The following is a 26,392-nucleotide window of genomic DNA, read 5'->3' as shown; positions in this document are numbered from 1 at the left end:
GCTTCAATGTGGCTATGCATTCTATGATGACTGTTTATACCGTAATAGCATTAGGCAATTTTCTTTCTAAACAGATAATACGCCGTAGAACTGGTGACCAACGTAATAATCAGTAATGGCCATAAGCTCTGAAAAATAACAGAAAAATCGGCTCCCTTAAGGTAAATCTGTTTGGTAATTTCAGTGAAATGGCGAATTGGATTAACCCAAGTGATCTCTTGTAGCCAAACTGGCATATTTTCTACTGGGGATATGTATCCAGATAGCAGCACCGCTGGCATCATAAAGACAAACACCCCAATGAAAGCTTGCTGCTGTGTTGAGCAAAGTGCTGAAATTAACAGACCAAAGCCTACCAGAGACAGACCATAAAATAGCATGGTGGCATAGAACAGGAGCAATGAACCGGCAAACGGAATTTGATAACAAAAAATCCCGATAACCAGCACAAGACTTGCTTGGACGGTTGCCACAATTAACGCAGGCACTGCTTTACCAATAAAAATCTGCCATGTTGTTAATGGGGAAACAAGCAGTTGATCAAGTGTTCCTTGCTCTCGCTCTCGCGCAATAGAAAGGGATGTAACAATCAACACGCCAATGGTTGTGATAAGCGCGACTAAAGATGGCACAATAAACCATTTATAATCTAAGTTTGGGTTATACCAATTACGGACAACCAACTCACTGTTATTAGGCTTGATTTGGTTTTGCGTCAGTTCTTGTTGGTATTGCATCACAATTTGCTCAACATAATTAGCGGCAATTTGGGAACTATTAGAATTGCGTCCATCAAGTAACAGCAACATATTCCCAGTGGTGTGTGATCCAATATCAGCGCTAAAGTTTTGGCCAAAACGTACCACTAATAGCGCCTTACGGTTATCGAGTGTTTCTCGAACCTCATGCTCACTTTTGACCAGCAACACTTGGGAAAATGCACTTGCTTTGGCTAGCCGCTGAGTGAGTTCAATAGAATGTTTACCACCATCTTGGTCAAAAATAGCAATAGTGGTGTTTGTCACTTCTAATGTGGCAGCAAGCGGGAACAAAATCATTTGGAATATGACAGGTAAAATCAAAATAATACGCGTTTGTGGTTCTTGTAGTAATGATTGTAACTCTTTCATAATTAAGGTGTATAAGCGATAAAACATAGTTCACCTCAATCAAGGCGACGGCGAGTTTTCAGTGCCGTCAAACCAATAAACAAGATCGCAGAAGCAATCAATAATAAAAAATCAATCAACAACACCCAGTAAATATCCCCTGCAAGGAATAATGTTTGTAAGCTGCTGACAAAATAACGGGCAGGGATAAAATAAGTTACCCACTGAATGATTGCTGGCATGCTATCAATTTCAAAGATAAATCCAGATAACATAATGGCGGGTAGAAATGCCGCATTTAACGCCACCATCGCCGCATTAAATTGGTTACGTGTGATGGTTGAGATTAATAGCCCCATTCCAAGGGCGGTAGCAAGGTAAAGGCTTGTGATAACAAATAGTACCAGCAGTGATCCTCGGTATGGTACACCCAGTACAAAAGTGGTGACGACCATACAAAGCACCATAACAAAGGTGCCGAGAACTTGATAGGGCAATAATTTTGAGAGTAATAATTCAGTACGCGTAACTTGGGTCGAAAGCAATGCTTCCATCGTGCCACGCTCCCATTCTCGCGCAATCACTAATGACGTTAAAATCGCGCCAACGACGGTAATAATAATACTAATAGCCCCCGGAATAATAAAATGCTGACTAATTGCGGCTTCATTAAACCAGTAACGCAGATTGAGCTCAATGACGGGGGAGATGGCATCTGCATGGTTTTCACTTTGTTGTAGCTGCCATATTTGCCAGACGCCTTTAGTGTAGGCTTGAACAAAGTTAGCGGTGTTTGGTTCACTACCATCGGTAATAATTTGTATAGCAGCATGCCCTTCGGGTTGCAGCAACTGAGCAGAAAAATTAACGGGGATCACGACGATCCCACGAATTTCACCAGCTTGCATTTTATCAATTAACGCGTTGCGATTATCACTGATGGTCGCGTCTACAAAAGGGGAACCTGTAAAAGTATCCACTAACTCCCGAGCTGGTTGACTCTGCTGTTCCATTAAAATTCCAAGACGCAATTTGCTGGAATCTAAATTAATGCCATAACCAAAGATAAAGAGCAGCATCAACGGGATCAGCACTGCAATTAAGCCGCTGCTCGGGTCTCGAACAATTTGTTTGGTTTCTTTCCAGCATAAGGCTTTTAGCCGACGCCATGAAAAATGAGAGGCGATATCGCTCATTTTGCCTCCTGTTGCTTATCGTAGGCCATAATGAGCTCGATAAACGCATCTTCCATAGAGGGATCTGGGTTATCATGGGTAGCAACTTGTTGTTTTAGCTCATCAGGTGTGCCAGCAGCAATAATTTTACCATGATAAACAAGGCCAATCCGGTCGCAATATTCCGCCTCATCCATAAAATGGGTGGTGACCATCACTGTTACCCCTTTATCTACCATGCCATTAATATGTAACCAAAACTCTCGGCGAGTTAATGGGTCGACACCTGATGTAGGTTCATCCAAAAACAGTATATCGGGTTCGTGCATTAAAGAACAAGCAAGGGCAAGGCGCTGTTTGTAGCCTAAAGGGAGAGATTCGGTGATTTGATTAATAATGGGTTTAAAGTTAAAGGCATCAACCATTTCTTGAATTTTGCTGGCTTGCTTTTTATGGTGTAATCCATAAACCCCCGAGAAAAATTTCAAGTTTTGCCCCACTTTTAAATTTCCATAAAGGGAAAACTTTTGCGCCATATAACCAAGATGCTGCCTTGCTTTATTGGAGCTAGTTTTTAAATCCATATCCAGTACTAACGCTTGCCCATTGGTCGGTTTCATCAAGGCACACATCATTTTAAATGTTGTTGATTTCCCTGCACCATTTGGCCCTAATAGCCCAAAAATTTCTCCACGTTTTACTTGGAAATTAACGTTATCCGTCGCAGCAAAATCGCCAAATTTTTTGGTGAGGTTACGGGCTTCAATCACGGTTTCTTGCGGGTTTGGCGGAATTTGAGGCACAATGGCTGCTAACTCTGAACGGTGGGAAGGCCCGCCACCAAGCAGGTCAATGAATGCATCTTCAAACCGTGGTTGTGCGGCAATTAGCCTATTTTCTTGCATATTGAGTGCGTTTAACAGGCTTTTTTGCGAAGCATCGGGCTTTAAAATTAAGCGAACATAGCGCCCTTGAATAACACCATCTGTTGTTTCAGGGAGTACTAATGCATTTTGTAGTACTGTACGTTTTTGTGCTGCGGGAACTTCAAGTAAATATGAACGTCCTGCCATTTTTTGTGTTAATAATTCGGGTTTTCCTGAATAGAGCAGTTGGCCTTTATTGAGGAGGAGGACCTCTTTACATTGCTGGGCTTCATCAAGATACGAGGTACTCCACAAAATCAGCATCCCATCATCTGCAAGGGTGTGAACCATTTGCCAGAGTTCGCGCCTTGCGATCGGGTCGACGCCAACGCCCGGCTCATCTAATAACAACACCTTGGGTTTACCTAGTAGGGTACAGGCTAAACCGAGCTTTTGTTTCATACCACCAGAAAGCTTACCCGCAAGACGTTCGGTAAAAGGGGCAAGGTTAGTGAATGAAAGCAATTGCTGATAGGTTTTTTCGCGTTCTTGTCCAATAACACTGCGTAAATCGGCGTATAAATCCAAATTTTCTTGAACAGTTAAATCCTCATACAAACCAAACTTTTGTGGCATATAGCCAAGGTTTGCACGTACCGCAATACTGTCTTGAATAGGATCTAACCCCATCACACGAATATGCCCTGCATCAGGTTTGAGTAGTCCAGCGAGCATACGCATTAAGGTTGTTTTTCCAGCGCCGTCAGGACCGACTAACCCAGTGACAGAGCCACCGCGGATCTCCATCGTCAGGCTTTCAACTGCGGGAGAATCTAAGCCCCTAAAGCTTTTTTCTACCCCCTGAAGATGAATGCTATAATCGTCACTCATGGCTATCTCTTACTGTTTGTTATCAGTAAAGTGAATGGTGACAGGCATTCCTTGGCGCAAAGCATCATCTGCATCATCGACAACAATACGTAGCCGGTAGACTAAATCAGTACGTAAATCAGGTGTCTGCACGCTTTTAGGGGTGAATTCTGCTGTTGGGGAAACGAAACCAATTGTACCATGGTAAGGCTGGTTAGGGCGGCTATCGGTATAGAGGGTAACTTTTGCGCCAGGAACAGCATTACCCAAATAGGGTTCACTCACATAGGCGCGAACCCAAACTGGGTGAGTGAGGGTAACACTAAAAATACTGTTTCCTGCCCCCACATTCGTCCCTGGCTCAATAGCGCGGGTCAAAATAGTGCCATCAGAAGGGGCAATGAGCACGGTGTCTTGCAAATCGAGTTCGGCTTGGGCAACGGCAGCCTCAGCTTGCAACCACTCACCTCGCGCTGCGGCTATCTCTTCTTGGCGAAAACCACTTTGGTATTGATTCAGCTTATCTTGAGCTGCTTGAAGTGCCGCAAGAGCTTGATTACGGTTATTTTTAGCATTATCGAGATCATTGGCTGATATGACGCGAGAAGCGGCTAAGCCTTGTTGGCGTTTATAGAAATTGTCCGCATATTGCCATGCGGCTTGTTTTTGAGCAACTTCAGCTTCAACTTGCGCAATTTCTTGAGTGCGGTAACCACTTTCTTTGAGTGCTAATTGCGCTTTGGCACTTTCCCGTACCCCCTTGGCTTTATTTAATGCATTAATGTATGGGGCATCATCCAATTGCCCGAGTTTATCTCCAGTTGCAATGCGCGTGCCCTCATCAACAGCTAAGGACACGAGCTTGCCGGGCACTCTGAAACTCAAATTAACCGTTCGCACATCAACATTACCATACAGTGTTAATGTGTTATTTTGTTGAGATTGATAGTAATAATAACCGCCAACTGCTGTGCCGATTAATATAACAATAATGAAAACAAAAATAGAACGGCTTTTATTGTTCATCGTTTACCTTAGTTAATCGCCAAAAGATTATTTCACATTAATGAGTTAATCATATCACTTTTCAATCTGTTTGCGATGTCGTAACCCCGTTAATAATATATTTGTATGTTCAATAAGGACTTGATTAATAATTTTAAATTCATTTTCGTTGATATGTTTCCACCCTGTTTGGCGTAACAAGGTTTCTCGAGCGATACGGAATGATAGAGTTTCACCTAAAATTGCATGAGTATGAATAAGTGTCGTGAGATGATTGGGATCAGCCCCAATATAAATTGCGATTAAACGATTTAGGCGTGAGTGGATAGGGCCTAAAGCTTGTTCATGGATGATGGTATAAGCTTCAGTGGGGTTGAGTTGTTCGCGCGCTAATATACGAGAAAAACTTAAATTTTTCTTTTCGAGTTGAAAATAATTATAGGTGATGACGGTTTTTTGTAGTAAATCAAGCGCTTCTTGGGGTTTTTTTTCATTAACAGGTTGATTTAAAAAACAATCAATAGCATTAAACACATCGTGAAAACGGTCCTTAATATTTTTAGCAATCATTTTAGCAACGGCTAAATAAAGCCCTTCTTTGGAGCCAAAATAGTAGGAAATCGCGGCAATATTTTGTCCAGATGCCTGCGCAATTTTACGGGTAGTAGCTCCGTCAATCCCTTGTTCACCATAGACATCCGCAGCTGTAAGTAGTAATTGTAACTTTGCGTTTTCTCCCCGCAAGGTTGGTGACGAATTTATATTCATAAACATTCCTTTAACTCAGAATTAAATCATACTTTATAAGCTCTAAACGGCTCTTTATGTTAAAAAGGGGTAACAAACGACAGCTCATAGTGTTGTATAAGTATATATACTATATGGGAGGAATTTTATATTAATTTATTACCCAAACTAAATTAATATATTTATCACCATCAAATAATGTTAGAATTTTGCAATGTCGCACGGCAGTTTGCGCTTTTTTCTTCTGACTCACTTCCCCTAGAACTGCCACAATCAATTTGAAGCGGTGAAGCCCGGAGTAATTTAATTTGACAACTTTTTCAGACCTCGCGTTAAACGAGGAAATTTTGCTTGCCATTAATGAGTTAGGCTACGAAACTCCAACGCCTATTCAACAACAAGCTATCCCTGCTGTGCTTGCAGGAAACGACCTTCTTGCCAGTGCGCAGACCGGAACGGGTAAAACAGCAGGTTTTACACTGCCGATTTTACAAAAGCTGGTATCTAACCCTCGTGGTCATAATCGTCGACCAGTTCGTGCATTAATTTTGACACCGACAAGGGAGCTTGCGGCTCAAGTTGCTGAAAATGTAAAAGAATATAGCCGTCACTTGCGTATTCGTTCATTTGTTGTTTTTGGGGGTGTCAGTATTAACCCACAGATGATGAAACTGCGTGGTGGGGTGGATATTTTGATTGCGACACCGGGGCGTTTATTGGATTTAGAGCATCAAAATGCAGTTGACCTTTCACAGGTTGAAATGTTTGTACTGGATGAAGCTGATCGCATGTTGGACATGGGGTTTATCCACGATATCCGTCGTGTTATCAATAAATTACCTAAAAAACGTCAAAATTTACTGTTTTCAGCAACGTTTTCTGATGACATTAAACAGTTAGCGAATAAGTTATTGAATAACCCTGTCACTATTGAAGTTGCACCTCGAAACTCAGCATCTGAACAAATAACTCAATATGTTCATTTAGTCGATAAAAAGCGTAAAGCTGAGCTGCTGTCATATATGATTGGTCGTGATAATTGGCAACAAGTTCTTGTTTTTACAAGGACGAAGCACGGTGCAAACCGCTTAGCTGAGCACTTAAATAAAGATGGTGTTAAAGCGGCTGCCATCCATGGAAATAAGAGCCAAGGGGCGCGAACACGGGCTTTAGCCGATTTTAAATCAGGAGATATTCGTGTTCTCGTAGCAACGGATATTGCTGCTCGCGGTCTTGATATTGAGCAACTGCCTTACGTAGTGAACTTTGAGTTGCCTAATGTTGCTGAAGATTATGTGCATCGCATTGGTCGTACAGGTCGTGCTGATGCGACAGGTATGGCAGTTTCACTAGTCTGTATTGATGAAGCTAAGTTGCTAAAAGATATTGAAAAACTGCTGAAAAAACCAATTCCATTGATGGCAATCGACGGGTATGAGCCGGACCCATCCATTAAAGCGGAACCTATTCAAAAAACACCACAGCGTAATGAACGTCGCTCAGGTGATAGGAGTCATAACAATAATAAGTCACCGCGTCGTGGCAATCCAACGACTGGGAAAGCGGCTTCTAACAGAAGCACTGCACCTGCTTCGCCTTGGAAAAATGCCCAAAAGAAAGCAAAGCAAGGGCGTAATGACGGCTAGTAGTAACAAATAATGATGTAGCAACAGTAAAGCAAGCTGCATTACACTTTCAGGGACTAGGGCTTGGCGCTATTCCCTGAAAACTGAATTTTTCTGATTTAAACACCCGCTTAAATCAATCGTTAGATTGAAGTCAATCCTTCCAGCTTACATTAATTTCGATGTGATACTATCTTTATGATCATCAAATTGAGATGCTCAGTGAAAGATAACAATATTTTCACAAAATCACTTTCAAATTTTAATAAAACAAATTATTTTCGTCAGTAAATAATAAAAACGGGCATAAACGGGTTAATGCGGGCTAATACGGGCTTTTGTGTTTTTCTTTGTATTTGACCGTATTTGACCGATATGGGTATGACTAAGGGATACAACATAATAAAGTAATGGAATATTTACGTTTTCTGAGAGAAAAATCACATAAAATGGCTTTTAACCATAATTCCAGCATTCTGAGAAAAACGGCTCAGTAATCCCAAATTGATACCGTTATACTCATCACCATAATGTAAGGGGGCAAATATGCTACAACTCGAACGACATAATTCAATTGTTGCCCTTCTTCAAGAACACGGAGCAATGCGAGTTAATGATTTAGCAGAGCGTTTACAGGTTTCTAAAGAAACAGTGCGGCGTGATTTAACTGACCTTGAACATCAAGGGATGGTTAATCGTAGCCATGGTGGAGCGCTATTATCAAATAAGCTAAAAACAACATTGACACCCTATTATGCGCCGCAAGACATGCCGCCATCAGTCAAACAAGGTGCATTTCGAGTTCGAACGGCGCTAAATATAGAAAATAAAACTCGCATAGCTAAAGCCGCATTAGATTTTATTCAGCCACAACAAATAATTTTATTAGATGGTAGCAGCAGTAGTTGGTTTTTAGCTAGACAACTTCCTGAGTTCGAGTTGACGGTTGTAACGCCATCCGTTGCGATTATACAAACGTTGATGCCGCGAACATCGACGCGTGTAGTTGGTCTAGGTGGCGAATTTTCTGTGGCGGAAGAAGCTTTTTTTGGTGAAGCAACAATCAAACAGATTAATGAACAAAATGTGGATACATTATTTTTTTCTTGCCAAGGAATTGATAGAGACCGCGGTATTTACACTGGCAGTGAAGTGCAAGCTGCACTCCTTAGGCAAATGTTTTTAATATCTCGTCGAATTGTTTTATTAGTAGATCAAAGTAAGTTTGGAAAAATTGGTACAGCTCGGGTTTGTGGATTTGGTGATATCGATATATTAATTACTGAGAAGTTTGATGATCCATTATTTCAAAAAGAAATGACGTGGCATAACGTTAAAATTATTACAATTAATTAAATAATAAAATTTTTATTTATTTATATCAAAGACAGTATTGTATTAAATTAAATATTTATTAGGATGAAAAGATGAAATACTTAATTTCACCGTCTTTAATGTGTATCGATATGATGAAAGTATCTGAGCAATTGTCATTTTTAAATGATAATGCAGATATGTTGCATATAGATATAATGGATGGGCATTATGTTAAGAACCTTGCATTATCTGTTGATTTCATTCGCCAAATCAAACCCTATACACAACTTCCTATTGATGTTCATTTAATGGTAGAACATCCAATGGATTTTATTGATGATTTAATTTCTGTTGGAGCTGATAGTATTTCTTTACATGCTGAAATTATAAGTTCATATGCATTTAGAGTTATTAATCATATCCGTAGTAAAGGCAAAAAAGTCGGAATTGTTTTGAACCCAGCAACAAGTATTGAAGTATTAAATCCTTATATTCATTTAATTGATAAAGTTACGGTGATGACTGTTGATCCGGGGTATGCAGGGCAAACATTTATTCCTGAGATGGTAGAGAAAATTCACGCTTTAAATCAACGTAAAATAGAAGGGAACTATTCATTTTTAATTGAAGTTGATGGCTCCTGTAATAAAAATACGTATAAAGCATTATTGAAAGCAGGTGGACAAGTTTTAATTATGGGAAGTAGTGGGTTATTTAAAAAAGGTATTCCGCTGTCTGAAACGTGGCAAATGATGCAAGAAGATATCCTCACATCACTGAATTATGCTTAGTTTTAAGGACTTATTATGGTAGGAAAAGTATGTGTATTTGGCTCGTTTAACTTTGACATGGTTGCCAGAGTTTCTCGTTTCCCATTTCCTGGGGAATCACTAGTTGCAAATAGCAGTATGACGAGTGCAGGAGGTAAGGGCGCAAACCAAGCAACAGCGGCTTTAAAATCCGGTGCAAATGTCCATTATATTGGCAAAATTGGTGAGGATGCTTTCGGACAGTATGCGCGTAGGCACCTTAAATCAGTTGGTTTTAACGCGGTTACCTTATTGGTAACAAATGAAATTTCGACAGGAAACTCACTTGTCTATGTTGCGGAATGTGATGGCGATGCTGAAAATATGATCGCCGTTGATCCTGGTGCAAATATGACGGTGACAGACGATGAAATTACTCAATGCGAGCCAACAATTTCTTGTGCTGATGTTGTATTAGTACAACTAGAAAATAATTTGCAAGCTATTGAACGTGTGATTGCCATTGGCAAGGCCAATAATGCCTTTGTTATTTTAAACCCCGCGCCTTGGCAACCAGTGACAAATGAAATGTTGCAACAAGTTGATTTAATTACACCTAACTCAACTGAGGCTTGGTTAATTACAGGATGTAAAGTAGAAGATTATGAAAGCGCGAGCCAAGCTGCTGATTTAATTCATAAGAAAGGATGTAGAAACGTCATTATCACTATGGGATCGTTAGGGGCATTATTATCTGACGATGAGGGAAAAATGGTTATACCCTGTTTTCCTTCACAACCGATTGATACAACAGGTGCTGGAGACGCGTTTAACGGAGCATTAGCAGCAAGACTGGCAATGGGGGACTCAATTCGCTTAGCGACTCGTTTTGCATCTGCATATGCTGCGGTGAGCGTTGAAAAATTAGGTGCAGGCACATTACCTGATTTATCTGAAGTAGAACAAAGGTTATTCGTTCAGCCTATTTAAATATTAATAACATTAGTAAAAACTAGTCGTCATATAGTTATCAAATTAATAGAAAGTACCCTCCCTACATATAAAGGTAAATATAATGAAAGCTATTAATAAATTATTGCTTTGTACTATTGTTGTATCTGCATTTTCAACAGGTTTTGCTAGCGCTGAAGATAAAATAAAAATTGGTTTTGCGAATAGAACATTAAATGGCGCATTTTTTAATGGCCTTGATCAATACATGCAAAAACATGCTAAAGAAAAAGGCTATGAAATTATCACGACAGATGCTCGTGGAGATTTAAATAAACAAATTTCTGATGTAGAAGATATGTTATCTCAAGGAATTAATTATTTAGTTTTAAATCCACAAGATCCAGAAGCTGGCATTCGCATTACTAATATGGCCAAAAGTAAAGGTATTCCAACTATTATTTTAGACAGTGATATTCCATTAAGTGCACCTGTTGTGACTCGTGTCCAAGCAGACAATGGAAAGAATAACGTATTAATGGGGGAATATGCGGTAGATTTATTTGGTAAAAATCCTATGAATTGCGTTTTTATTAGTGGTAACCAAGGTAATTTGGTTGGTGAAGCTCGTCGTGCAAACTTTGTTCGTGGTGTGATGGAAGCACAACTTAGAAAATATAATCAAACAAATTTAACTGTATTAAGCCAAGGTTGGGGTAACTGGGATCAACAAGGCGGCCTCAAAGCGATGGAAGACTTACTGGTAGCACAAGGTGATAAGATTAACTGTGTTTATACCGAATCTGATGAAATGGTGTTAGGAGCAGTTTTATCTTTGAAAGCTGCAAACAAATTAGATAATGTGAAAATTTTCTCAAATGATGGTTACAAAAAAGCATTAGAAGCTATTTCACGTGGTGAATTACAAGCAACATCATCGAATAACCCAGACACATTAACATCTGCCGTTATTGATGTAATCGCTAAGCATAAAGCAGGGCAGACAGAATTCCCTGATTATTCTTACATCACTCCAATTGTTATTAATAAAGATAACGTTAAGAAATATTATGATGAAAAAGCACTGTATTAATTAAGTGTCTGAGGTGCGGTAAATGAATAACCGCACCTTGAAAAATCTATCATAGTTAATAAAGTAAAAGGTATTTATGATGGAAGAATATGCAATTGTAACAAAGGGTGTGAAAAAAAGTTTTGGTGGAGTTCATGCCTTAAAAAATATTAACCTTAAAGTTAAGCGAGGTGATATACATGCAATTGTAGGTGAAAATGGGGCTGGTAAATCAACATTAATGAAAATCCTATCTGGCATATATACAAAGGATGGTGGGCAAGTTTTTATTAATGGTGAGGAAGTTAATTTCACAACACCAAAGCAAAGTAGGCAACATAAAATTGGTATTATTTACCAAGAACTTGCTATTTCACCTGAGCTAACTGTTGCTGAAAATATTTTTTTAGGTGACCTTGGGTTTGGAAAAGCGACGATAAATCGGAAGTTATTAAATAAGCGTGCCAGTCATGTCTTAAAAAATTTAGGTTTTGATATTGATCCAACAGTTAAGGCAAAAACACTTAGTGTTGCGTATCAACAAATGGTTGAAATAGCCAAATCATTGGCTCGTGATGTCAACATATTAATCTTAGATGAGCCATCGGCTGTATTGTCTGAACGTGAAATTAATATTTTATTTAGTCAGTTGAAATTTTTAAAGGCACAGGGTGTCACTATTTTATATATTTCACATCGATTAGAAGAAATATTTAGAATTGGGGATGCGATTACTGTAATTAAAGATGGCGAAACAACAAAGGAATTAAACCCAAAAACCTGTACTGAGGATGATATTATCACTGGTATGGTCGGGCGAAGCTTTGAAAATTTATACCCAACTAAGAATATACCAAATAATGAGATCGCTTTACAGGTAGAAAATTTATCAACCAAAAGTTTACTTAAAAATATTCATTTTCATATTAAAAAGGGTGAAATAGTAGGTTTGGCAGGGCTTGTTGGTTCTGGACGTACAGAAATCGCAAGATGCTTATTTGGAATCGATAAAATCGCTTCCGGTAAAATTATTAAAAATCATAAAGAAATTACCATCCATCACCCAAGTGATGCGATGAATAAAGGTATTGGATTAGTTCCAGAAGATAGAAAGATGCAAGGCGCTATTTTATCTCGACCTATTCGTGAAAATATTAGTTTGACAAAATTAAGTTCTATTTGTCGATTAAAAGGCATCATTCGGATTAGTAAAGAACGCATGTTAGCTAACGTTTTTAAAGAAAAGCTAAAAATTAAATTTAACAATATGGATGATCCTATTTCCAGTTTAAGTGGTGGAAACCAACAAAAAGTCGTTATTGCTAAGTGGTTAAATACAAATTGTGATGTATTAATTTTAGACGAACCCACCCGAGGTGTTGATGTTGGTGCAAAAGTTGAAATTTATCATTTAATTCATGAATTAGCGCAGAAAGGTTTTTCAGTACTTGTTATTTCTTCGGAAATGATTGAAGTCATTTCGCTCTCTCACCGTGTTTATGTCATGAGTGAAGGTCGCATTACCGCAGAGTTACAACAACATGAACTATCAGAAGAAAATATTATGCGTCACGCTATCGTTAAGCATGAACAAACATCAGCAATGGTCAATTAATTCATTTTTAAATGTCACTCTGTAATTTAGGTAACAGATAAAAATAAAAAGGATACACCATGGAAACACTAGAAAATTCAACTCTGAGTGTAGAAAATAAAACCAATGATCAACCTTCTATATTAAGAAAAATAGCAAGATTGATTGGTGAAAATTCAACATTACTCGTTTTCATTATCATGCTAGTTATTGCTGGTTTTTTATCAGATCGTTTTTATAGCGCAGATAATATTACTAACGTATTAAGGCAAAGCGTTCCTCTTGGATTAGCAACATTAGGCATGTTGTTTGTCATATTAACAGGCGGGATTGATTTATCAGTTGGCGCAATTATGGCGTTAGTTTCTGTAGTTGTTGCATTAATGATCCCTGATATTGGTTTGTGGCCAGCTTTAGCCGTTGGTGTCATTATGGCCACCATAATTGGTGCTTTTGCGGGTGTATTAGTGACATGGTTTAATATTGCACCGTTTATTGCAACACTAGCAATGATGACCATTGCACGGGGCTTAGGGCTGATAATATCAAAAGGGCAACCTGTATTTATTGATGATCCTGCATTAATTGAATTTGGAACAGGTTATTTATTTGGGATCCCTTTGCCTGTTTATGTGTTTGGTCTTTTTATTTTATTGGCTCAATTTTTATATAAACACACGGTATTTGGTCGCTTAGTCGTCTCAATTGGCTCAAATGAAACGGCTACACGTTTTGCTGGTATCCGAGTGAATTATTATAAATTAGCTGTTTATGCATTAAGTGGATTGGCGTGTGGCGTTGCAGGTATTTTAGCAACAACAAGAACAGGCGTAGGTTCTCCTGTATTAGCGGTTGGTTTTGAATTAGATGTCATTGCTGCTGTAGTTGTTGGTGGTGCAAGTTTAGCAGGTGGCAGAGGCACTGTTATTAATACTATTATTGGTGTTTTAATTTTAAGTATTATTTCTAATTTAATGAACCTGATGAACATCTCTGGTTATAACCAACAGGTTGTTAAAGGTATCATTATTATTATTGCAGTGATGCTAGAAAGTATTAAATCAAAAGTGAAATTGTAAGAACCAATGGCAGTGAGTTAAGTAAATTAAGTTCATTGCCTATGAAAACGACGAATAAAAAATCATCCATTATGGAGAATGTTATTATGCGTAGTGATATTTTTTCTTTAAAAGGGAAAGTTGCTATTGTAACTGGTGGTAAGCAAGGTATTGGAAAAGTCGTTGCACAATATTTAGCAGATGCAGGGGCTGATATTGCTATTTTTGATTTAGTTGATGCCAGTGATGTCGCTGAGCAATTGGAACAAAATTATCATATAAAAGCAAAAGCATATTGCTGCAATGTGGTTGACCCTGAAAATGTGAAAAATTGCATTGAAGCAGTTGGTGCTGATTTTGGTACTTTAGATTTATTATTCAACAATGCGGGAATTTGCCTGCATAAAGCGGCGATTGATTGTACTCCCGATGAATGGCGTAAAATTGTTGATGTCAATTTAAATGGCGTTTTCTTTGTCGCTCAGGCATTTGCTCGTTATTTAATTAATAATAATAAAGTAGGTAGTATTGTTAATACGGCATCCATGTCTGGAACAATTGTTAATATTCCACAAGAACAGGCATCGTATAATGCATCGAAAGCTGCTGTCGTGCACTTAACCAAATCATTAGCGGTAGAATGGAGACAACATGGTATCCGTGTTAATTCAATCAGCCCAGGTTATATTCGAACAGAAATGACGGCAACAGTCAGGCAGGATTGGCAAGACGAATGGATTAAAATGATCCCATTCAAAAGAATGGGAACACCTGAAGAGCTTGCTGGCGCTGTAATTTATTTACTCTCTGATGCGGCAAGTTATACCTCAGGTGCTGATTTAATCATTGATGGTTGTTTTACTATCGTTTAATTAGGCACATGTTAAGTGAGGCACGCCCCAATATGATAGACTCACTGGGGCGTGGGGTTGTTGACAAAGTGGGATAAAAGCATGGTTTCCCACTTTGTATTATCAACCGAAAATCAACAAGTTGATTTTCCTAGTCTATTTTTAAAATCTATCTACCTGCTGGCAAACCTCACTCATTTTTATACTTATTTATTTTATCTAAAGAGATGTATTATAGTTGGCTGAAACCGATGCTTTTATTTGCTATGCGAATATATTAATGCGGTCCCATAGGCTAATATAGTTGTAAAAATTGTTTTTTACTTTTGCTGTCTTTTTTGTGAGCCATTTATGCGTGTTTTATTAGCTCCTATGGAAGGAGTTTTAGATCCCCTTGTTCGTTCTTTATTAAGTGAGGTCAACGATTACGATCTTTGCATTAGTGAATTTGTGCGAGTTGTTGACACATTGCTACCCGCAAAAACATTTTACCGTTTATGTCCCGAACTCAAATACCAAAGTAGAACTCCGTCAGGGACCTTAGTGCGTGTTCAATTACTGGGTCAGCATCCTCAATGGTTAGCCGAAAATGCAAATCGCGCGATTGAATTGGGATCATGGGGTGTTGATCTCAATTGTGGATGCCCTTCGAAAACGGTTAATGGTCACGGCGGTGGAGCAACATTACTAAAACAACCAGACTTGATTTACCGAGCAGCTAAAGCAATGCGTGATGCTGTGCCGAAAGAATTTCCGCTATCCGTTAAAGTACGTTTAGGATGGGATAGTATTTCATTTTCCCATGAAATTGCGGATGCAGTACAACAGGCAGGGGCAACGGAATTAACCGTTCATGGGCGTACCAAAGAAGATGGTTATAAAGCGGAGCGTATCAACTGGCAAGCAATTGGTGAAATTCGCAGTAAGTTATCAATTCCTGTAATAGCGAATGGTGAAATCTGGGATTATGATAGCGCTCAGCGTTGTCTTCAGGTTACAGGTTGTGATGCGCTGATGATTGGTCGAGGTGCCCTTAATACTCCAAACTTGAGTCGAGTGATTAAACACAATGACGTTAAAATGCCTTGGGGGCAAGTTGGGGGATTATTGTTAAAATACACCGAGCTCGAGAAACAAGGTGATACAGGTCATTATCATGCGGCTCGCATCAAACAATGGTTGAGTTATTTACGTAAAGAATACCAAGAAGCGGATGAGTTATTTTCACAGGTTAGGACGTTGAAAAATGCCGAGCAAATCGCTGCTGTGATTACGCGTGTCGTTAGTTAATAACGGAAAAAGTGTTGTTTCATTATTATTTTTATTTGCGAATTTAACCTATAGGGTCTTTACTTAAACTATATGATAGGTATATCTAATGCCTATGATTGAGCGTTTTTCAGTCATTTTTAAATAGAGACCTAGTCTTGGGAGGCTTTATATGGGGGTTATTGCGTGGATCATTTTTGGTTTGATAGCCGGTATTTTAGCTAAGTGGTTAATGCCTGGTACTTACCATATGGGATTCATTATGACGACAGTGTTAGGGATCGTTGGGGCTGTCGTTGGTGGTTATATCAGCACGTTTTTTGGCAAAGGCAAAGTTGACGGTTTTAACTTTGGTAGCTTTGTCGTTGCAGTGGTTGGTGCCATTGTTGTGCTCTTTTTAGCCGGGATATTTGCCAAATAGCACTTGTGGTTCAAAATTTTTCTTAAATAAGCCACTTACAAAGGAGTGGCTTATTCATTTATAAGCTAAAAAATCAAGGTTCTATTGGCAAGCCATTATCTTGCCCCCATTCTGCCCATGAGCCGTCATATAAGCGTACATTTGAGTTACCTAATAGCGTTAATGCCATAAGGACGACTGCGGCAGTCATTCCAGAGCCACAGGTAGTTATTGACGGGGCTTGGATATCGACACCTTGTTCTGTAAAAATCGCTTTTAAAGCTTCTGGTGATTTAAATTCACCATTAGTGACTAATAAATCCCAAGGGACATTTTTGCTTCCCGGAATGTGACCCATGCGTAAACCAGGACGAGGCTCAGGTGCTTCGCCATAAAAACGAGGTGCAGCGCGGGCATCAATAATTTGGATTTGACCTTCATTAACAAGATCAAGAAGTTGCTGCTGGTTTACCGCGTTAGTGCCTTTACGTGATGCTTTAAACTCTTTATTTTTCGGTGGGGGGACTTCACCTGATTGGGTTGTAAACCCCGCGGCTTTCCATGCTTCAATACCCCCAGCAAGGATTTTGACATGCTTGCATCCCATGGTGGTGAACGTCCACCAAGCACGTGGTGATGAAAACAAATTGTTCTGTGAGTAAATAATAACTTGAGTGTTGTTATCAATCCCCATTGCTCCAACCGCTTGGCTAAATACCTCCGCACTAGGCAACATATGAGGTAGGTCACATGTTTTATCAGCGATTTCATCTTGGTGGAAAAATTGCGCGTTAGGGATGTGCTCTTCAACATAACGTTGACGGCAATCATAAGGAGCGGTTGGTGGAGGAGACGAAGCATCAAGTACAATGATATTACCATCCGATAAGTGCGTATTAAGCCATTGAGGGGTTACAAAATAATCGTTGTACATAAGCTATCTCCGTCCTGGGGTGTTAAATCACGCGAAATTATTGAACTTGGTTTGGCGCAGGTACTAATGATGGCGATTGTGGTTGCCCTTTTTCTATCGGGGTTGTGGAACGTGTATAGATATTCATCCCTGCAAGAACGATGCCGCCTACGGAACCAAAAGCGCATAATGCGCAAAGTGCGATAACAATCTTTTTCATTTTTTATAGCCTGCATAGAAATAAGAACTCAAAGTATAACTGGATGAGTGTTGCAAACAAGTTAAAAGCAACTTTTTCTGTTAGTGAGTTGGTGTTTTGCAAAAGGCTTCCCAATTTTTATGTATAATGGTTTTTAATACAGTAGTTTTGCGAAACGGTTGGTAAAAGTGATTTTTCGTGTTTCCTTGCCATGGCTGTTTTCGTTACCTTACATCTCACATTTGGTCATCAGCGTAATTTATGTCCCTATCAAGTAAAATTAAAGAACAAATAACCCAGTGGTATAAAGGGTTGTCACTCCAAATTGATGGGTTTGTTTCCCGTGCACCACAGCGCCAAATGATCGCGGAAGTTGCTAAAAACTTAGCCGGTGACGGCGGTCGCCATTTGGTTATTGAAGCACCAACAGGGGTAGGAAAAACACTTTCATACTTAATCCCAGGTATTGCGGTGGGTAGGGAAGAAGGGAAAACCTTAGTTGTGAGCACAGCAAATGTGGCACTACAAGATCAAATTTTTAGTAAAGACCTGCCGTTACTGAGCAAAATTATTCCTGATTTAAAATTTACCGGGGCGTTTGGGCGTGCACGCTATGTTTGCCCGCGAAATTTAGCGGCAATTTGTGCCGCTGAAGGGGAGCAAATCGATTTAATGCTGTTGGTGGAGGATAAAACGGAAATAGCCAGTAGCGAGGAACGGGCTATTTGTCAGCAATTACGTAATGACTTTAATTCTTTTGTATGGGATGGCTTACGTGATCACCATAAACGCGCTTTTTCAGACAGCTTATGGCGTAAAGTCAGTACGGATAAAATGAATTGCTTAGGACGTAATTGTCAATTTTATCAAAGATGTCCGTTTTTTATTGCTAGGCGAGAAATCGACGATGCGGATGTGGTCGTGGCAAACCACGCTTTAGTTATGGCTGCGATGGAAAGCGAATCTGTGTTACCTGATCCTAAAAAGCTTTTATTAGTTTTGGATGAAGGACACCACGTGCCAGATGTTGCAAGGGATGCGCTTGAAGTCGAAGGGGAAATCACATTAGTGCAATTGACAGCACAAGTGGATAATTTCATGAGTCATGTAGGCCAGTATTTAGCGCAATTTCGGCCAGCCAAACCGCCTAAATTGGCAAACCCAGAAAAATTACAACTGCACGCAGAAAAACTGCGTGAGACGTTTCGTGATTTTTCTTTGCTTGCTAATGCATTATTGCCCGAAAAGTCAAAAGATGACGAGTATCTTTTCCCGCTTGGGGTATTACCTGAAGCAATGCAGTTGTGTTGCCAAGATCTTTTTAAACAAACAGATGCCTTAAAAGGCCTTGCAGAATCAATATTAAATGATTTGACGGAGCAAACTGCAAAGCAAGATATTGTACGTTTACATCGCTCTATATTAACCATGAGTCGCGCGATGGGCTATTTTGAAAATATGGCTAAACTTTGGCGACTAGCCGCACTCGATCAAAGTTCAGGTGCGCCAGTGTCAAAATGGTTAAGTCGACGTTATGAAAAAAATCAATCGCGTATTTTTATGCATTGTGCGGGGATCCGTGTGAGTGAGCAGTTACAGCATCTGTTGTGGCGCAATGTGCCACATATTGTTATTACATCAGCCACACTTCGCTCCTTAAATAGCTATTCAAGGTTTATGGAATTAACAGGGTTATCTGAAAAGAATGATGATCATTTTGTGACATTGTCTTCGCCGTTTAACCATGTTGAGCAAGGGAAAATTATCATTCCGCAAATGGAGTATGAGCCAACAATATCTAATGAGCCACAGCATCTTGCTGAAATGGCCGCATTTTTCCGTGAGCAATTTACCCAAGGTAAGCACCGTGGTGTTTTGGTTTTATTTAGTAGCCAAAGAGCGATGGAAGGGTTTCTTGAACACGTAAAAGATTTACGTTTGCAGTTGTTGGTCCAAGGGGATCAGCCACGCTATCGTTTGGTTGAGACCCATTGTGATAGAGTCAGCAAAGGTCAAGGGAGTGCATTAATTGGTTTACAATCATTTGCAGAAGGACTTGATTTAAAAGGCGAGTATTTGACACAGGTGCATATTCATAAAATTGCATTTCCTCCAGTGACCAACCCAGTCATTGTGACTGAAGGGGATTGGTTAAAATCGTTAAAACGTTATCCTTTCGAGGTACAAAGTTTGCCTAGCGCATCATTTAATTTAATTCAGCAAGCAGGGCGTTTAATTCGCAGTCATGAATGCTATGGTGAAATTATTATTTATGATAAACGGCTATTGACAAAAAACTATGGGCAACGCCTATTAAATGCTTTGCCTGTTTTTCCAATAGAACAGCCTAAAATGCCGAAGATCATAAATAAAAAATAGCTTTATATTAAAAATAAAGCTAGAAAATAAATTGTTAGGTTATGTATCTGGTTATAAACATAAAAGGCCACAATAGAATGTGGCCTTCTGGTCAATGTATATTGACTCTATTGCTCGACATTACTCAATATTCGCTTCTAAGAACCAAAGGAATTTATCCATGTCGCGAGATGCCGCGGTAAACATATCCGCAGTGTCTTCATCTTCGACTTCATCAATGGCTTTACGAATATCATTTGCGACAACTGCATAACGGTCTGCAAGGGCTTTTAAGTGATCTTGTACGCTATGAATGTTAATTGGATAAGCTTCTAGTGACGTAAAGCGGTTGACTTCTTGTGTTGTGCCAATTGCAACGCCACCTAGTTGTACAGCACGTTCTGCAAATTCGTCTAAATGCTCAACTAATGTGGTTCTAAAGCCATCTAACATTTCATGGACTGCGATAAAATTACGACCTCGCATATTCCAGTGAGCCTGTTTAGTCATTAAAGACAGATCTGTAAAATGAACAACCATCACATTTAAAATACCAATGGTTTCTAATTTTACGCTATCTTCCAAGTCGTTACGTGTATATAAAAGTTCAGTTGAAGATGTTTTAAATAATTTAGCTGTACTCATGATCCATCCTCTTTTTAATATTGAAATTGATTAATAACCTCATTTGCTAATAAATATAAAGTATTCAGTTTAATCTGTCATAGTGTAATAAACGATTAATTTAATAGGCTAACTCGATATGACTTACTGTACTTAAATTTATTGTGGCTGCTAGAAGTTAATTGTTTTTTGCAATAAGTGCGATAGGTGAAATTAATATTAAATTAAAGCAAGTTGGAGCAATTAATATTACAAATAGATGAAGTGTTAATGACAAGATAATAGGTTAATAAACAGAACTAACCCGTTTATTAACCTTGTTAATGCTTAGAAAAAAGCATTATTTACGCTATGAGACTTCCTCTATTTTTGATTTCGGCGTAGCGGTGGATGTAGAACCAATAGAAGCACAAACGATGCATAACAGCGCTAACCATTGAGTTGCAGTGAGGTGCTCTTGTAAGAAAATAATACCAAGGAAAGCGCCCATACAAGGCTCAAGGCTCATTAATGTACCAAAAGTTTTTGCTGGCAGGCGTGTTAAAGCTATCATTTCAAGGGTATAAGGAAATGCCGTTGATAAGATAGCAACAGCTAAAGCAAGGGGCAATATTGCAGGGTCGAACATCACCTCAAAACCCGTTTGCATCAAACCAATAGGAAAGAAAATTAGGGCAGAAATAAAGGAACCAATGGCCACAGTTGCTGCACCGTAACCTGCACCTGCACGTTGACCAAAAATAATATAAATCCCCCAACATACCCCCGCACCTAAAGCATAAATAGCGCCGATGGGGTCGATGGCATTAATATTATCACCGATTGGCAGCAAAAAGAGTAAACCAATAATCACTAGCCCAATCCACAAAAAATCGATAGGTCTGCGCGAAGAAAACATCGCGACAGCTAACGGGCCTGTAAATTCCAGTGCCACTGCGATCCCCAGAGGAATGCGTTCAAGGGACAAATAAAAAAGGTAGTTCATTGTTCCAAGTGACAACCCATAGGTTAACAATGGCACTAATGAGCTTTTTCTAAAATTTAAGCGCCAAGGCTTAAAGATAACAAACAAGATGATAGTAGCCAGTAATAAGCGTAAACCTGTTACGCCGGGGGCACCGATAAGAGGAAATAATGTTTTAGCTAAGGACGCTCCACTTTGAATTGAGGTCATTGCAAGGAGTAATAACCCTATTGGTAATAGCGGAAATGCGCTTTTTTTGGTATCGGCAGACATAATTAATAAAACCCCAGAAAAACATTACTAAGCCATAAACACAGAATTAATTAATTTGTGTTAAATAAAAATAAGGTAGAACAATGAAAAACAAATTCCTCATGATTATCTCATAGAATAGGCCTATTTTATATTTGTTTATTGCTTAATAGCGCTTATTTATGAGGGATAAAATGCGGTATAGGAAAGCCGATATTGGTTTAGTGATATAGCAGTGGTATAACAGAGATTAGAAAATTGTTTATTATGGTCAATAATTTGGCTTGAGCTTCTTTATTGCTCTCGTATAATCCTTTTTTCGTAAAAACGCCATAATAAAATGAAAAAATGAGGACGTAATGGGAAAAATTAAAAGTATCGCGGTGTATTGTGGCTCAAGCATGGGCAAAAATGGAATTTATCAACAAAAAGCGATTGAATTTGCAAAAGAAATGGTTAAGAGAGACATTGCTTTAGTGTATGGCGGAGCCAGTGTCGGCATTATGGGAACAATTGCAGATACTGTTTTATCCCTCGGTGGAAAGGCGATAGGTGTCATACCGTCATTGCTCGAAGAGCGTGAAATTTCACATAAAAATCTGACTGAGCTGTATAAAGTTGAAACAATGCATCAACGCAAAAGTAAAATGATTGAGCTGGCGGATGCGTTTGTTGCTTTACCGGGGGGATATGGCACGTTAGAAGAGTATTCAGAAGTGTTTACTTGGAGCCAGATTGGCTTACATACCAAGCCTTGTGCCCTATTTAACATTAATAATTATTGGCAACCATTAATTGACATGACAAATAAAATGGCGGACGAAGGTTTCCTACATGAAAAGTATCGCCATATGGCGATTGTCAACGATTCGCCAGCGGCATTGATGGATAGTTTTGAGTCCTATATTGCGCCATCGGTGAAAACATACGATTAAACAACTTAAAAATTCGAAGGAAATGATGATACGAGAAGCAACATATGATGATTTAAACGCTATTTTATCTCTCTATCAAACCTTGTTTAGTGAAATGGCGTTGCTTGATCCTGAACGGATGAAGCCTGCTATGCAATCAAAAGCGTTTATTGAAAATGCCATTGTTGATGATAAATTTCATCTGTTAGTCGCTGAATTCGAAGGGGAAGTTAAAGGGTTTTGTATTGCGCAGCATCAATCAGCCGAACCATATAATTGCCTAGTTCCACGGGACTTTGCTTACGTTTTTGATTTGATTGTTTCTCCTGATTTTCGCGGTGAAAAAATAGGGCATCAATTACTTGATAGCATGAAATTATGGGCAAAAAGCAAACAATTTAGCCACTTAGAACTGTCTGTTTTAGCACAAAACCATAATGCTATCCGCTTTTATGAACGTGAAGGCCTATCTGAAATTACGCGTACTATGGGTATTAAGCTGTAATTTTATTTCAAGTCGGTCGAATACGGCCGATTAGTACCCTTTTAAAATACTAATTAACTACCTATTACTAACATTATTATATTTTTAATATATTGTTTTATATTAACTTTATTATTTTTGATATTTTTAAAACGCCTAATCTAGATTAATTTCATTTTTACATTAAAACTGAAGTCATTAGGGGTTATATGGAATATCCTTTTCAAATAAAGCGGATAACACCCACATTAGGTGCTCTCATCAGTGGCATTGATTTATCTCAAGCAATAGATGATAAACTTTTCACTGCACTTAATTATGCTTTACAGTCATACCATGTGCTTTTTTTAAGAAATCAACCTATTGAACCCATACAGCAAAAACAATTTGCAGAACGATTCGGTTTATTACACACACATCCAATTTATCCACATACACCAGAATGTGAGGAAATAACGGTACTTGATACGGATGAAGATAATCCACCAGATAATGACAATTGGCATACGGATGTTACATTTATTGAAACGCCGCCAATGGGGGCAGTTTTAGCTGCGAAACATATTCCAACGTTAGGTGGGGATACATTATGGGTCAGTGGTATTGCAGCTTATAACGCATTATCTGTTCGGTGGAAGCATATGCTAGCTGGCTTACAGGCAGTGCATGATTTTACGAAATCATTTCCAGAGTACCGCTTTAACCATTGCGAAGTCACTTATTCAAGATGGCTAAAAGCCAAAGAAAATAGCCCGCCGGTATTACATCCCGTTGTTAGGACTCACCCTCTTTCAGGGCGAAAAGCTTTATTTGTTAATGAAGGCTTTACAACTCGGATCATAGGGTTAACACCAAAAGAGAGTGAGACCACACTGGCTTTTTTATTCCAGCACATTAATAAGCCTGAATTTCAGGTGCGTTGGCAATGGAATAAAGACGATTTGGTTATTTGGGATAATCAAATAACACAGCATTATGCCACAGCGGATTATTTACCTGAGCGACGTATTATGCACAGAGCAACAATAATCGGTGGCATACCATATTAGGGGCTAATATTTGAACAAGGATAATGCTTAAATGTTGCTTTATGGCACGTTACACTTATTTGATGCTACGTTGAGAGGCGCTTGTCGAGTTTATTAGGCGGCAAACCTCTCGCCTTGACTAAAACGAACTCAATTAGCATGAAAATTCACCACGAAAGATAAATAACGTCAAGAATGATTGATGAGTAAAGATTATCAAAACAGCACAAGATCTAAGCGTTCGATTATGGCATAATGCGCCGCTATTTATACCCGTCGTTTTACAGGTCATAGGGATCTCTGATTGCATTGCTGTTTAAAGCAGTGTTATCCGCTTTTGCTATGATGAATACTCTTTAAGGCGGGTAACTCTACACCGTTTAATTTAAGGCTTAGCAGTGTTAACAACCAACAATATCACTATGCAGTTTGGCAGTAAGCCACTGTTTGAAAACATTTCAGTCAAATTTGGTACGGGCAACCGTTACGGTTTAATCGGCGCAAATGGCGCGGGTAAATCGACGTTTATGAAGATCTTAGGTGGCGATTTAACTCCAACATCGGGTAACGTCAGTACTACGGATCCGAATGAACGTATTGGTAAACTTCGCCAAGATCAATTCGCATTCGAAGAATACACGGTTCTAGATACGGTCATTATGGGCCATAGCGAATTGTGGAATGTGAAGCAAGAACGTGACCGTATTTATGCGTTACCTGAAATGAGCGAAGAAGATGGTTACCGCGTCGCTGATTTGGAAGTCGCCTATGGTGAAATGGATGGTTACAGTGCAGAAGCACGTGCGGGTGAACTATTACTCGGTGTCGGTATCCCTGTTGAGCAACATTATGGCCCAATGAGTGAAGTTGCTCCGGGCTGGAAATTGCGCGTATTACTCGCTCAAGCCCTATTTTCGGATCCCGATATTTTGCTACTTGATGAGCCAACCAACAACTTGGATATTGATACTATCCGTTGGCTAGAGCAAGTGCTCAATGATCGTAATTGCACAATGATCATTATTTCCCATGATAGGCACTTCTTAAATACCGTTTGTACGCATATGGCGGACTTAGACTACGGTGAGTTGCGTTTATTTACCGGTAACTATGATGAGTATATGATAGCAGCGACACAAGCTCGTGAGCGTTTACTTGCTGATAATGCGAAGAAAAAAGCGCAAATTGCCGAGCTTCAATCTTTCGTTAGCCGCTTTAGCGCCAACGCATCTAAATCGAAACAAGCCACCTCGCGTGCTCGCCAAATTGACAAAATTCAATTAGATGAGGTGAAGGCGTCTAGCCGCCAAAACCCATTTATTCGTTTTGAGCAAGAGAAAAAGCTGTTCCGTAATGCACTTGAATTAGAAGCGGTAACTAATGGTTATGATCAAGGGCCACTCTTCAAAAATGTGAATTTACTCCTTGAAGTTGGCGAGAAAATGGCGGTTATCGGTGCGAATGGTATTGGTAAAACGACTTTCTTAAAAACCTTAATGGGTGAGCAGCCAGCAACAAGTGGGGTGGTTAAGTGGTCGGAAAATAGTCGCATTGGTTACTATGCTCAAGATCATGCAGAAGATTTCGAGACCGATTTGACTGTTTTTGACTGGATGAGCCAGTGGAAAAATGAAGGCGACGACGAACAAGCGGTGCGCAGCATCTTAGGTCGTTTACTGTTCACGCAAGATGACATTAAAAAGAAAGTGAAAGTGTTATCAGGGGGTGAGCAAGGGCGTATGCTATTTGGTAAGTTGATGATGCAACAACCAAACATTCTAATTATGGATGAGCCAACTAACCACTTGGACATGGAGTCCATTGAGTCATTGAACTTAGCACTTGAGTTGTACAAAGGGACGTTGATATTTGTCTCCCATGACCGTGAGTTTGTTAGTTCACTGGCAAGCCGTATTTTAGAAATCAAAGAAGATAAAGTTATTGATTTCAAAGGTACTTATGATGAGTACCTAATAAGCCAAGGTGTGGTTTTGTAAA

General features: G+C 39.2%; 24 protein-coding genes. 15 read left to right on the top strand and 9 right to left on the bottom strand.

The window, feature by feature from the left end:
* Positions 1 to 50 precede the first annotated feature (50 nt).
* The 5 genes from AB6N04_RS10885 to cecR are packed head-to-tail and all read right to left on the bottom strand — an operon-like array spanning position 51 to position 5,799.
* The gene (locus tag AB6N04_RS10885) at positions 51 to 1,157 is read right to left on the bottom strand and encodes an ABC transporter permease (protein WP_369308324.1); all 1,107 of its coding nucleotides are present in this window, start codon (positions 1,155 to 1,157) and stop codon (positions 51 to 53) included.
* A gap of 8 nt (positions 1,158 to 1,165) precedes the next feature.
* Positions 1,166 to 2,305 carry an ABC transporter permease gene (locus AB6N04_RS10880; protein WP_369308323.1) on the bottom strand — a complete coding sequence of 380 codons (1,140 nt, stop codon included), beginning with the start codon at positions 2,303 to 2,305 and terminating at the stop codon, positions 1,166 to 1,168.
* Positions 2,302 to 4,041 (bottom strand): ATP-binding cassette domain-containing protein, encoded by a 1,740-nt coding sequence (locus AB6N04_RS10875; RefSeq protein ID WP_369308322.1) that lies wholly within the window; start codon positions 4,039 to 4,041, stop codon positions 2,302 to 2,304. The genes AB6N04_RS10880 and AB6N04_RS10875 overlap by 4 nt, the downstream gene beginning before the upstream one ends.
* Before the next feature lie 9 nt (positions 4,042 to 4,050).
* Positions 4,051 to 5,046, bottom strand: coding sequence for a secretion protein HlyD (gene hlyD / locus AB6N04_RS10870; protein ID WP_369308320.1), 996 nt, complete (start codon positions 5,044 to 5,046; stop codon positions 4,051 to 4,053).
* A gap of 54 nt (positions 5,047 to 5,100) precedes the next feature.
* Positions 5,101 to 5,799: a transcriptional regulator CecR gene (gene cecR / locus AB6N04_RS10865; RefSeq protein WP_369308318.1), complete on the bottom strand. Its 699-nt coding sequence runs from the start codon at positions 5,797 to 5,799 to the stop codon at positions 5,101 to 5,103.
* Between the two features lie 281 nt (positions 5,800 to 6,080).
* On the opposite strand from cecR, the gene rhlE reads away from it, so the two are divergent.
* The 10 genes from rhlE to AB6N04_RS10815 all read left to right on the top strand — a co-directional run bounded on the left by rhlE (position 6,081) and on the right by AB6N04_RS10815 (position 16,679).
* A complete protein-coding gene (gene rhlE / locus AB6N04_RS10860) occupies positions 6,081 to 7,418 on the top strand; it encodes an ATP-dependent RNA helicase RhlE (protein WP_369308317.1) in 1,338 nt (445 codons plus the stop codon).
* A 525-nt stretch (positions 7,419 to 7,943) separates the two neighbouring features.
* Positions 7,944 to 8,753 carry a DeoR/GlpR family DNA-binding transcription regulator gene (locus AB6N04_RS10855; protein WP_369308316.1) on the top strand — a complete coding sequence of 270 codons (810 nt, stop codon included), beginning with the start codon at positions 7,944 to 7,946 and terminating at the stop codon, positions 8,751 to 8,753.
* A 71-nt stretch (positions 8,754 to 8,824) separates the two neighbouring features.
* Positions 8,825 to 9,505, top strand: coding sequence for a D-allulose 6-phosphate 3-epimerase (alsE, locus tag AB6N04_RS10850; RefSeq protein ID WP_369308315.1), 681 nt, complete (start codon positions 8,825 to 8,827; stop codon positions 9,503 to 9,505).
* A 15-nt stretch (positions 9,506 to 9,520) separates the two neighbouring features.
* Positions 9,521 to 10,453: a ribokinase gene (locus tag AB6N04_RS10845; RefSeq protein WP_369308314.1), complete on the top strand. Its 933-nt coding sequence runs from the start codon at positions 9,521 to 9,523 to the stop codon at positions 10,451 to 10,453.
* 94 nt (positions 10,454 to 10,547) lie between these two features.
* Positions 10,548 to 11,507, top strand: a complete 960-nt coding sequence (locus tag AB6N04_RS10840) for a substrate-binding domain-containing protein (protein ID WP_369312071.1) — start codon at positions 10,548 to 10,550, stop codon at positions 11,505 to 11,507.
* A gap of 79 nt (positions 11,508 to 11,586) precedes the next feature.
* The gene (locus tag AB6N04_RS10835; protein ID WP_369312069.1) at positions 11,587 to 13,101 is read left to right on the top strand and encodes a sugar ABC transporter ATP-binding protein; all 1,515 of its coding nucleotides are present in this window, start codon (positions 11,587 to 11,589) and stop codon (positions 13,099 to 13,101) included.
* Between the two features lie 59 nt (positions 13,102 to 13,160).
* Entirely contained in the window at positions 13,161 to 14,159 is a 999-nt protein-coding gene (locus AB6N04_RS10830) for an ABC transporter permease (RefSeq protein ID WP_369308313.1), read from the top strand.
* An 86-nt stretch (positions 14,160 to 14,245) separates the two neighbouring features.
* Positions 14,246 to 15,010 carry an SDR family oxidoreductase gene (locus AB6N04_RS10825; protein ID WP_369308312.1) on the top strand — a complete coding sequence of 255 codons (765 nt, stop codon included), beginning with the start codon at positions 14,246 to 14,248 and terminating at the stop codon, positions 15,008 to 15,010.
* Between the two features lie 330 nt (positions 15,011 to 15,340).
* On the top strand, positions 15,341 to 16,279 hold the full coding sequence (dusC, locus tag AB6N04_RS10820; protein ID WP_369308311.1) for a tRNA dihydrouridine(16) synthase DusC: 939 nt from the start codon (positions 15,341 to 15,343) through the stop codon (positions 16,277 to 16,279).
* 151 nt (positions 16,280 to 16,430) lie between these two features.
* Complete coding sequence (locus AB6N04_RS10815) at positions 16,431 to 16,679, top strand: GlsB/YeaQ/YmgE family stress response membrane protein (RefSeq protein WP_369308310.1); 249 nt, start codon at positions 16,431 to 16,433, stop codon at positions 16,677 to 16,679.
* Between the two features lie 73 nt (positions 16,680 to 16,752).
* Here AB6N04_RS10815 and sseA read toward each other — a convergent pair whose 3' ends face one another.
* Positions 16,753 to 17,592 (bottom strand): 3-mercaptopyruvate sulfurtransferase, encoded by an 840-nt coding sequence (gene sseA, locus AB6N04_RS10810; RefSeq protein WP_369308309.1) that lies wholly within the window; start codon positions 17,590 to 17,592, stop codon positions 16,753 to 16,755.
* Between the two features lie 37 nt (positions 17,593 to 17,629).
* Complete coding sequence (locus tag AB6N04_RS10805; protein ID WP_369308308.1) at positions 17,630 to 17,791, bottom strand: hypothetical protein; 162 nt, start codon at positions 17,789 to 17,791, stop codon at positions 17,630 to 17,632.
* Positions 17,792 to 18,031: 240 nt separating this feature from the next.
* Between AB6N04_RS10805 and dinG the strand changes: the two genes are divergently transcribed.
* Positions 18,032 to 20,149 carry an ATP-dependent DNA helicase DinG gene (dinG, locus tag AB6N04_RS10800; protein WP_369308307.1) on the top strand — a complete coding sequence of 706 codons (2,118 nt, stop codon included), beginning with the start codon at positions 18,032 to 18,034 and terminating at the stop codon, positions 20,147 to 20,149.
* Between the two features lie 120 nt (positions 20,150 to 20,269).
* Here the strand turns inward: dinG and dps are convergent, their stop codons facing one another.
* Positions 20,270 to 20,773, bottom strand: coding sequence for a DNA starvation/stationary phase protection protein Dps (gene dps, locus AB6N04_RS10795; protein ID WP_206085362.1), 504 nt, complete (start codon positions 20,771 to 20,773; stop codon positions 20,270 to 20,272).
* Positions 20,774 to 21,101: 328 nt separating this feature from the next.
* The gene (gene rhtA / locus AB6N04_RS10790; RefSeq protein ID WP_369308306.1) at positions 21,102 to 21,989 is read right to left on the bottom strand and encodes a threonine/homoserine exporter RhtA; all 888 of its coding nucleotides are present in this window, start codon (positions 21,987 to 21,989) and stop codon (positions 21,102 to 21,104) included.
* A gap of 338 nt (positions 21,990 to 22,327) precedes the next feature.
* On the opposite strand from rhtA, the gene AB6N04_RS10785 reads away from it, so the two are divergent.
* The 4 genes from AB6N04_RS10785 to AB6N04_RS10770 all read left to right on the top strand — a co-directional run bounded on the left by AB6N04_RS10785 (position 22,328) and on the right by AB6N04_RS10770 (position 26,391).
* Entirely contained in the window at positions 22,328 to 22,903 is a 576-nt protein-coding gene (locus AB6N04_RS10785) for a TIGR00730 family Rossman fold protein (protein ID WP_369308305.1), read from the top strand.
* 25 nt (positions 22,904 to 22,928) lie between these two features.
* Positions 22,929 to 23,387, top strand: coding sequence for an N-acetyltransferase family protein (locus AB6N04_RS10780; protein ID WP_369312067.1), 459 nt, complete (start codon positions 22,929 to 22,931; stop codon positions 23,385 to 23,387).
* Between the two features lie 188 nt (positions 23,388 to 23,575).
* A complete protein-coding gene (tauD, locus tag AB6N04_RS10775; RefSeq protein ID WP_369308304.1) occupies positions 23,576 to 24,415 on the top strand; it encodes a taurine dioxygenase in 840 nt (279 codons plus the stop codon).
* A gap of 377 nt (positions 24,416 to 24,792) precedes the next feature.
* Complete coding sequence (locus AB6N04_RS10770) at positions 24,793 to 26,391, top strand: ABC-F family ATPase (protein ID WP_369308303.1); 1,599 nt, start codon at positions 24,793 to 24,795, stop codon at positions 26,389 to 26,391.
* Position 26,392: the final 1 nt, after the last annotated feature.

Source organism: Providencia rettgeri, assembly GCF_041075285.1.
GTDB classification, from domain to species: Bacteria; Pseudomonadota; Gammaproteobacteria; order Enterobacterales; family Enterobacteriaceae; genus Providencia; species Providencia rettgeri_G.
This window is presented reverse-complemented; position numbering and strand designations above follow the sequence as displayed.

Bases quoted from the DNA above. Each gene is read 5' to 3' on its own strand.
- sseA (WP_369308309.1), bottom strand. From the start codon at position 17,592: ATGTACAACGATTATTTTGTAACCCCTCAATGGCTTAATACGCACTTA.
- dps (WP_206085362.1), bottom strand. From the start codon at position 20,773: ATGAGTACAGCTAAATTATTTAAAACATCTTCAACTGAACTTTTATAT.
- alsE (WP_369308315.1), top strand. From the start codon at position 8,825: ATGAAATACTTAATTTCACCGTCTTTAATGTGTATCGATATGATGAAA.
- tauD (WP_369308304.1), top strand. From the start codon at position 23,576: ATGGAATATCCTTTTCAAATAAAGCGGATAACACCCACATTAGGTGCT.
- AB6N04_RS10835 (WP_369312069.1), top strand. From the start codon at position 11,587: ATGGAAGAATATGCAATTGTAACAAAGGGTGTGAAAAAAAGTTTTGGT.
- AB6N04_RS10875 (WP_369308322.1), bottom strand. From the start codon at position 4,041: ATGAGTGACGATTATAGCATTCATCTTCAGGGGGTAGAAAAAAGCTTT.
- AB6N04_RS10880 (WP_369308323.1), bottom strand. From the start codon at position 2,305: ATGAGCGATATCGCCTCTCATTTTTCATGGCGTCGGCTAAAAGCCTTA.
- dusC (WP_369308311.1), top strand. From the start codon at position 15,341: ATGCGTGTTTTATTAGCTCCTATGGAAGGAGTTTTAGATCCCCTTGTT.
- AB6N04_RS10785 (WP_369308305.1), top strand. From the start codon at position 22,328: ATGGGAAAAATTAAAAGTATCGCGGTGTATTGTGGCTCAAGCATGGGC.
- dinG (WP_369308307.1), top strand. From the start codon at position 18,032: ATGTCCCTATCAAGTAAAATTAAAGAACAAATAACCCAGTGGTATAAA.
- AB6N04_RS10830 (WP_369308313.1), top strand. From the start codon at position 13,161: ATGGAAACACTAGAAAATTCAACTCTGAGTGTAGAAAATAAAACCAAT.
- cecR (WP_369308318.1), bottom strand. From the start codon at position 5,799: ATGTTTATGAATATAAATTCGTCACCAACCTTGCGGGGAGAAAACGCA.
- AB6N04_RS10825 (WP_369308312.1), top strand. From the start codon at position 14,246: ATGCGTAGTGATATTTTTTCTTTAAAAGGGAAAGTTGCTATTGTAACT.
- hlyD (WP_369308320.1), bottom strand. From the start codon at position 5,046: ATGAACAATAAAAGCCGTTCTATTTTTGTTTTCATTATTGTTATATTA.
- AB6N04_RS10815 (WP_369308310.1), top strand. From the start codon at position 16,431: ATGGGGGTTATTGCGTGGATCATTTTTGGTTTGATAGCCGGTATTTTA.
- AB6N04_RS10805 (WP_369308308.1), bottom strand. From the start codon at position 17,791: ATGAAAAAGATTGTTATCGCACTTTGCGCATTATGCGCTTTTGGTTCC.
- rhtA (WP_369308306.1), bottom strand. From the start codon at position 21,989: ATGTCTGCCGATACCAAAAAAAGCGCATTTCCGCTATTACCAATAGGG.
- AB6N04_RS10855 (WP_369308316.1), top strand. From the start codon at position 7,944: ATGCTACAACTCGAACGACATAATTCAATTGTTGCCCTTCTTCAAGAA.
- AB6N04_RS10780 (WP_369312067.1), top strand. From the start codon at position 22,929: ATGATACGAGAAGCAACATATGATGATTTAAACGCTATTTTATCTCTC.
- AB6N04_RS10885 (WP_369308324.1), bottom strand. From the start codon at position 1,157: ATGTTTTATCGCTTATACACCTTAATTATGAAAGAGTTACAATCATTA.
- AB6N04_RS10845 (WP_369308314.1), top strand. From the start codon at position 9,521: ATGGTAGGAAAAGTATGTGTATTTGGCTCGTTTAACTTTGACATGGTT.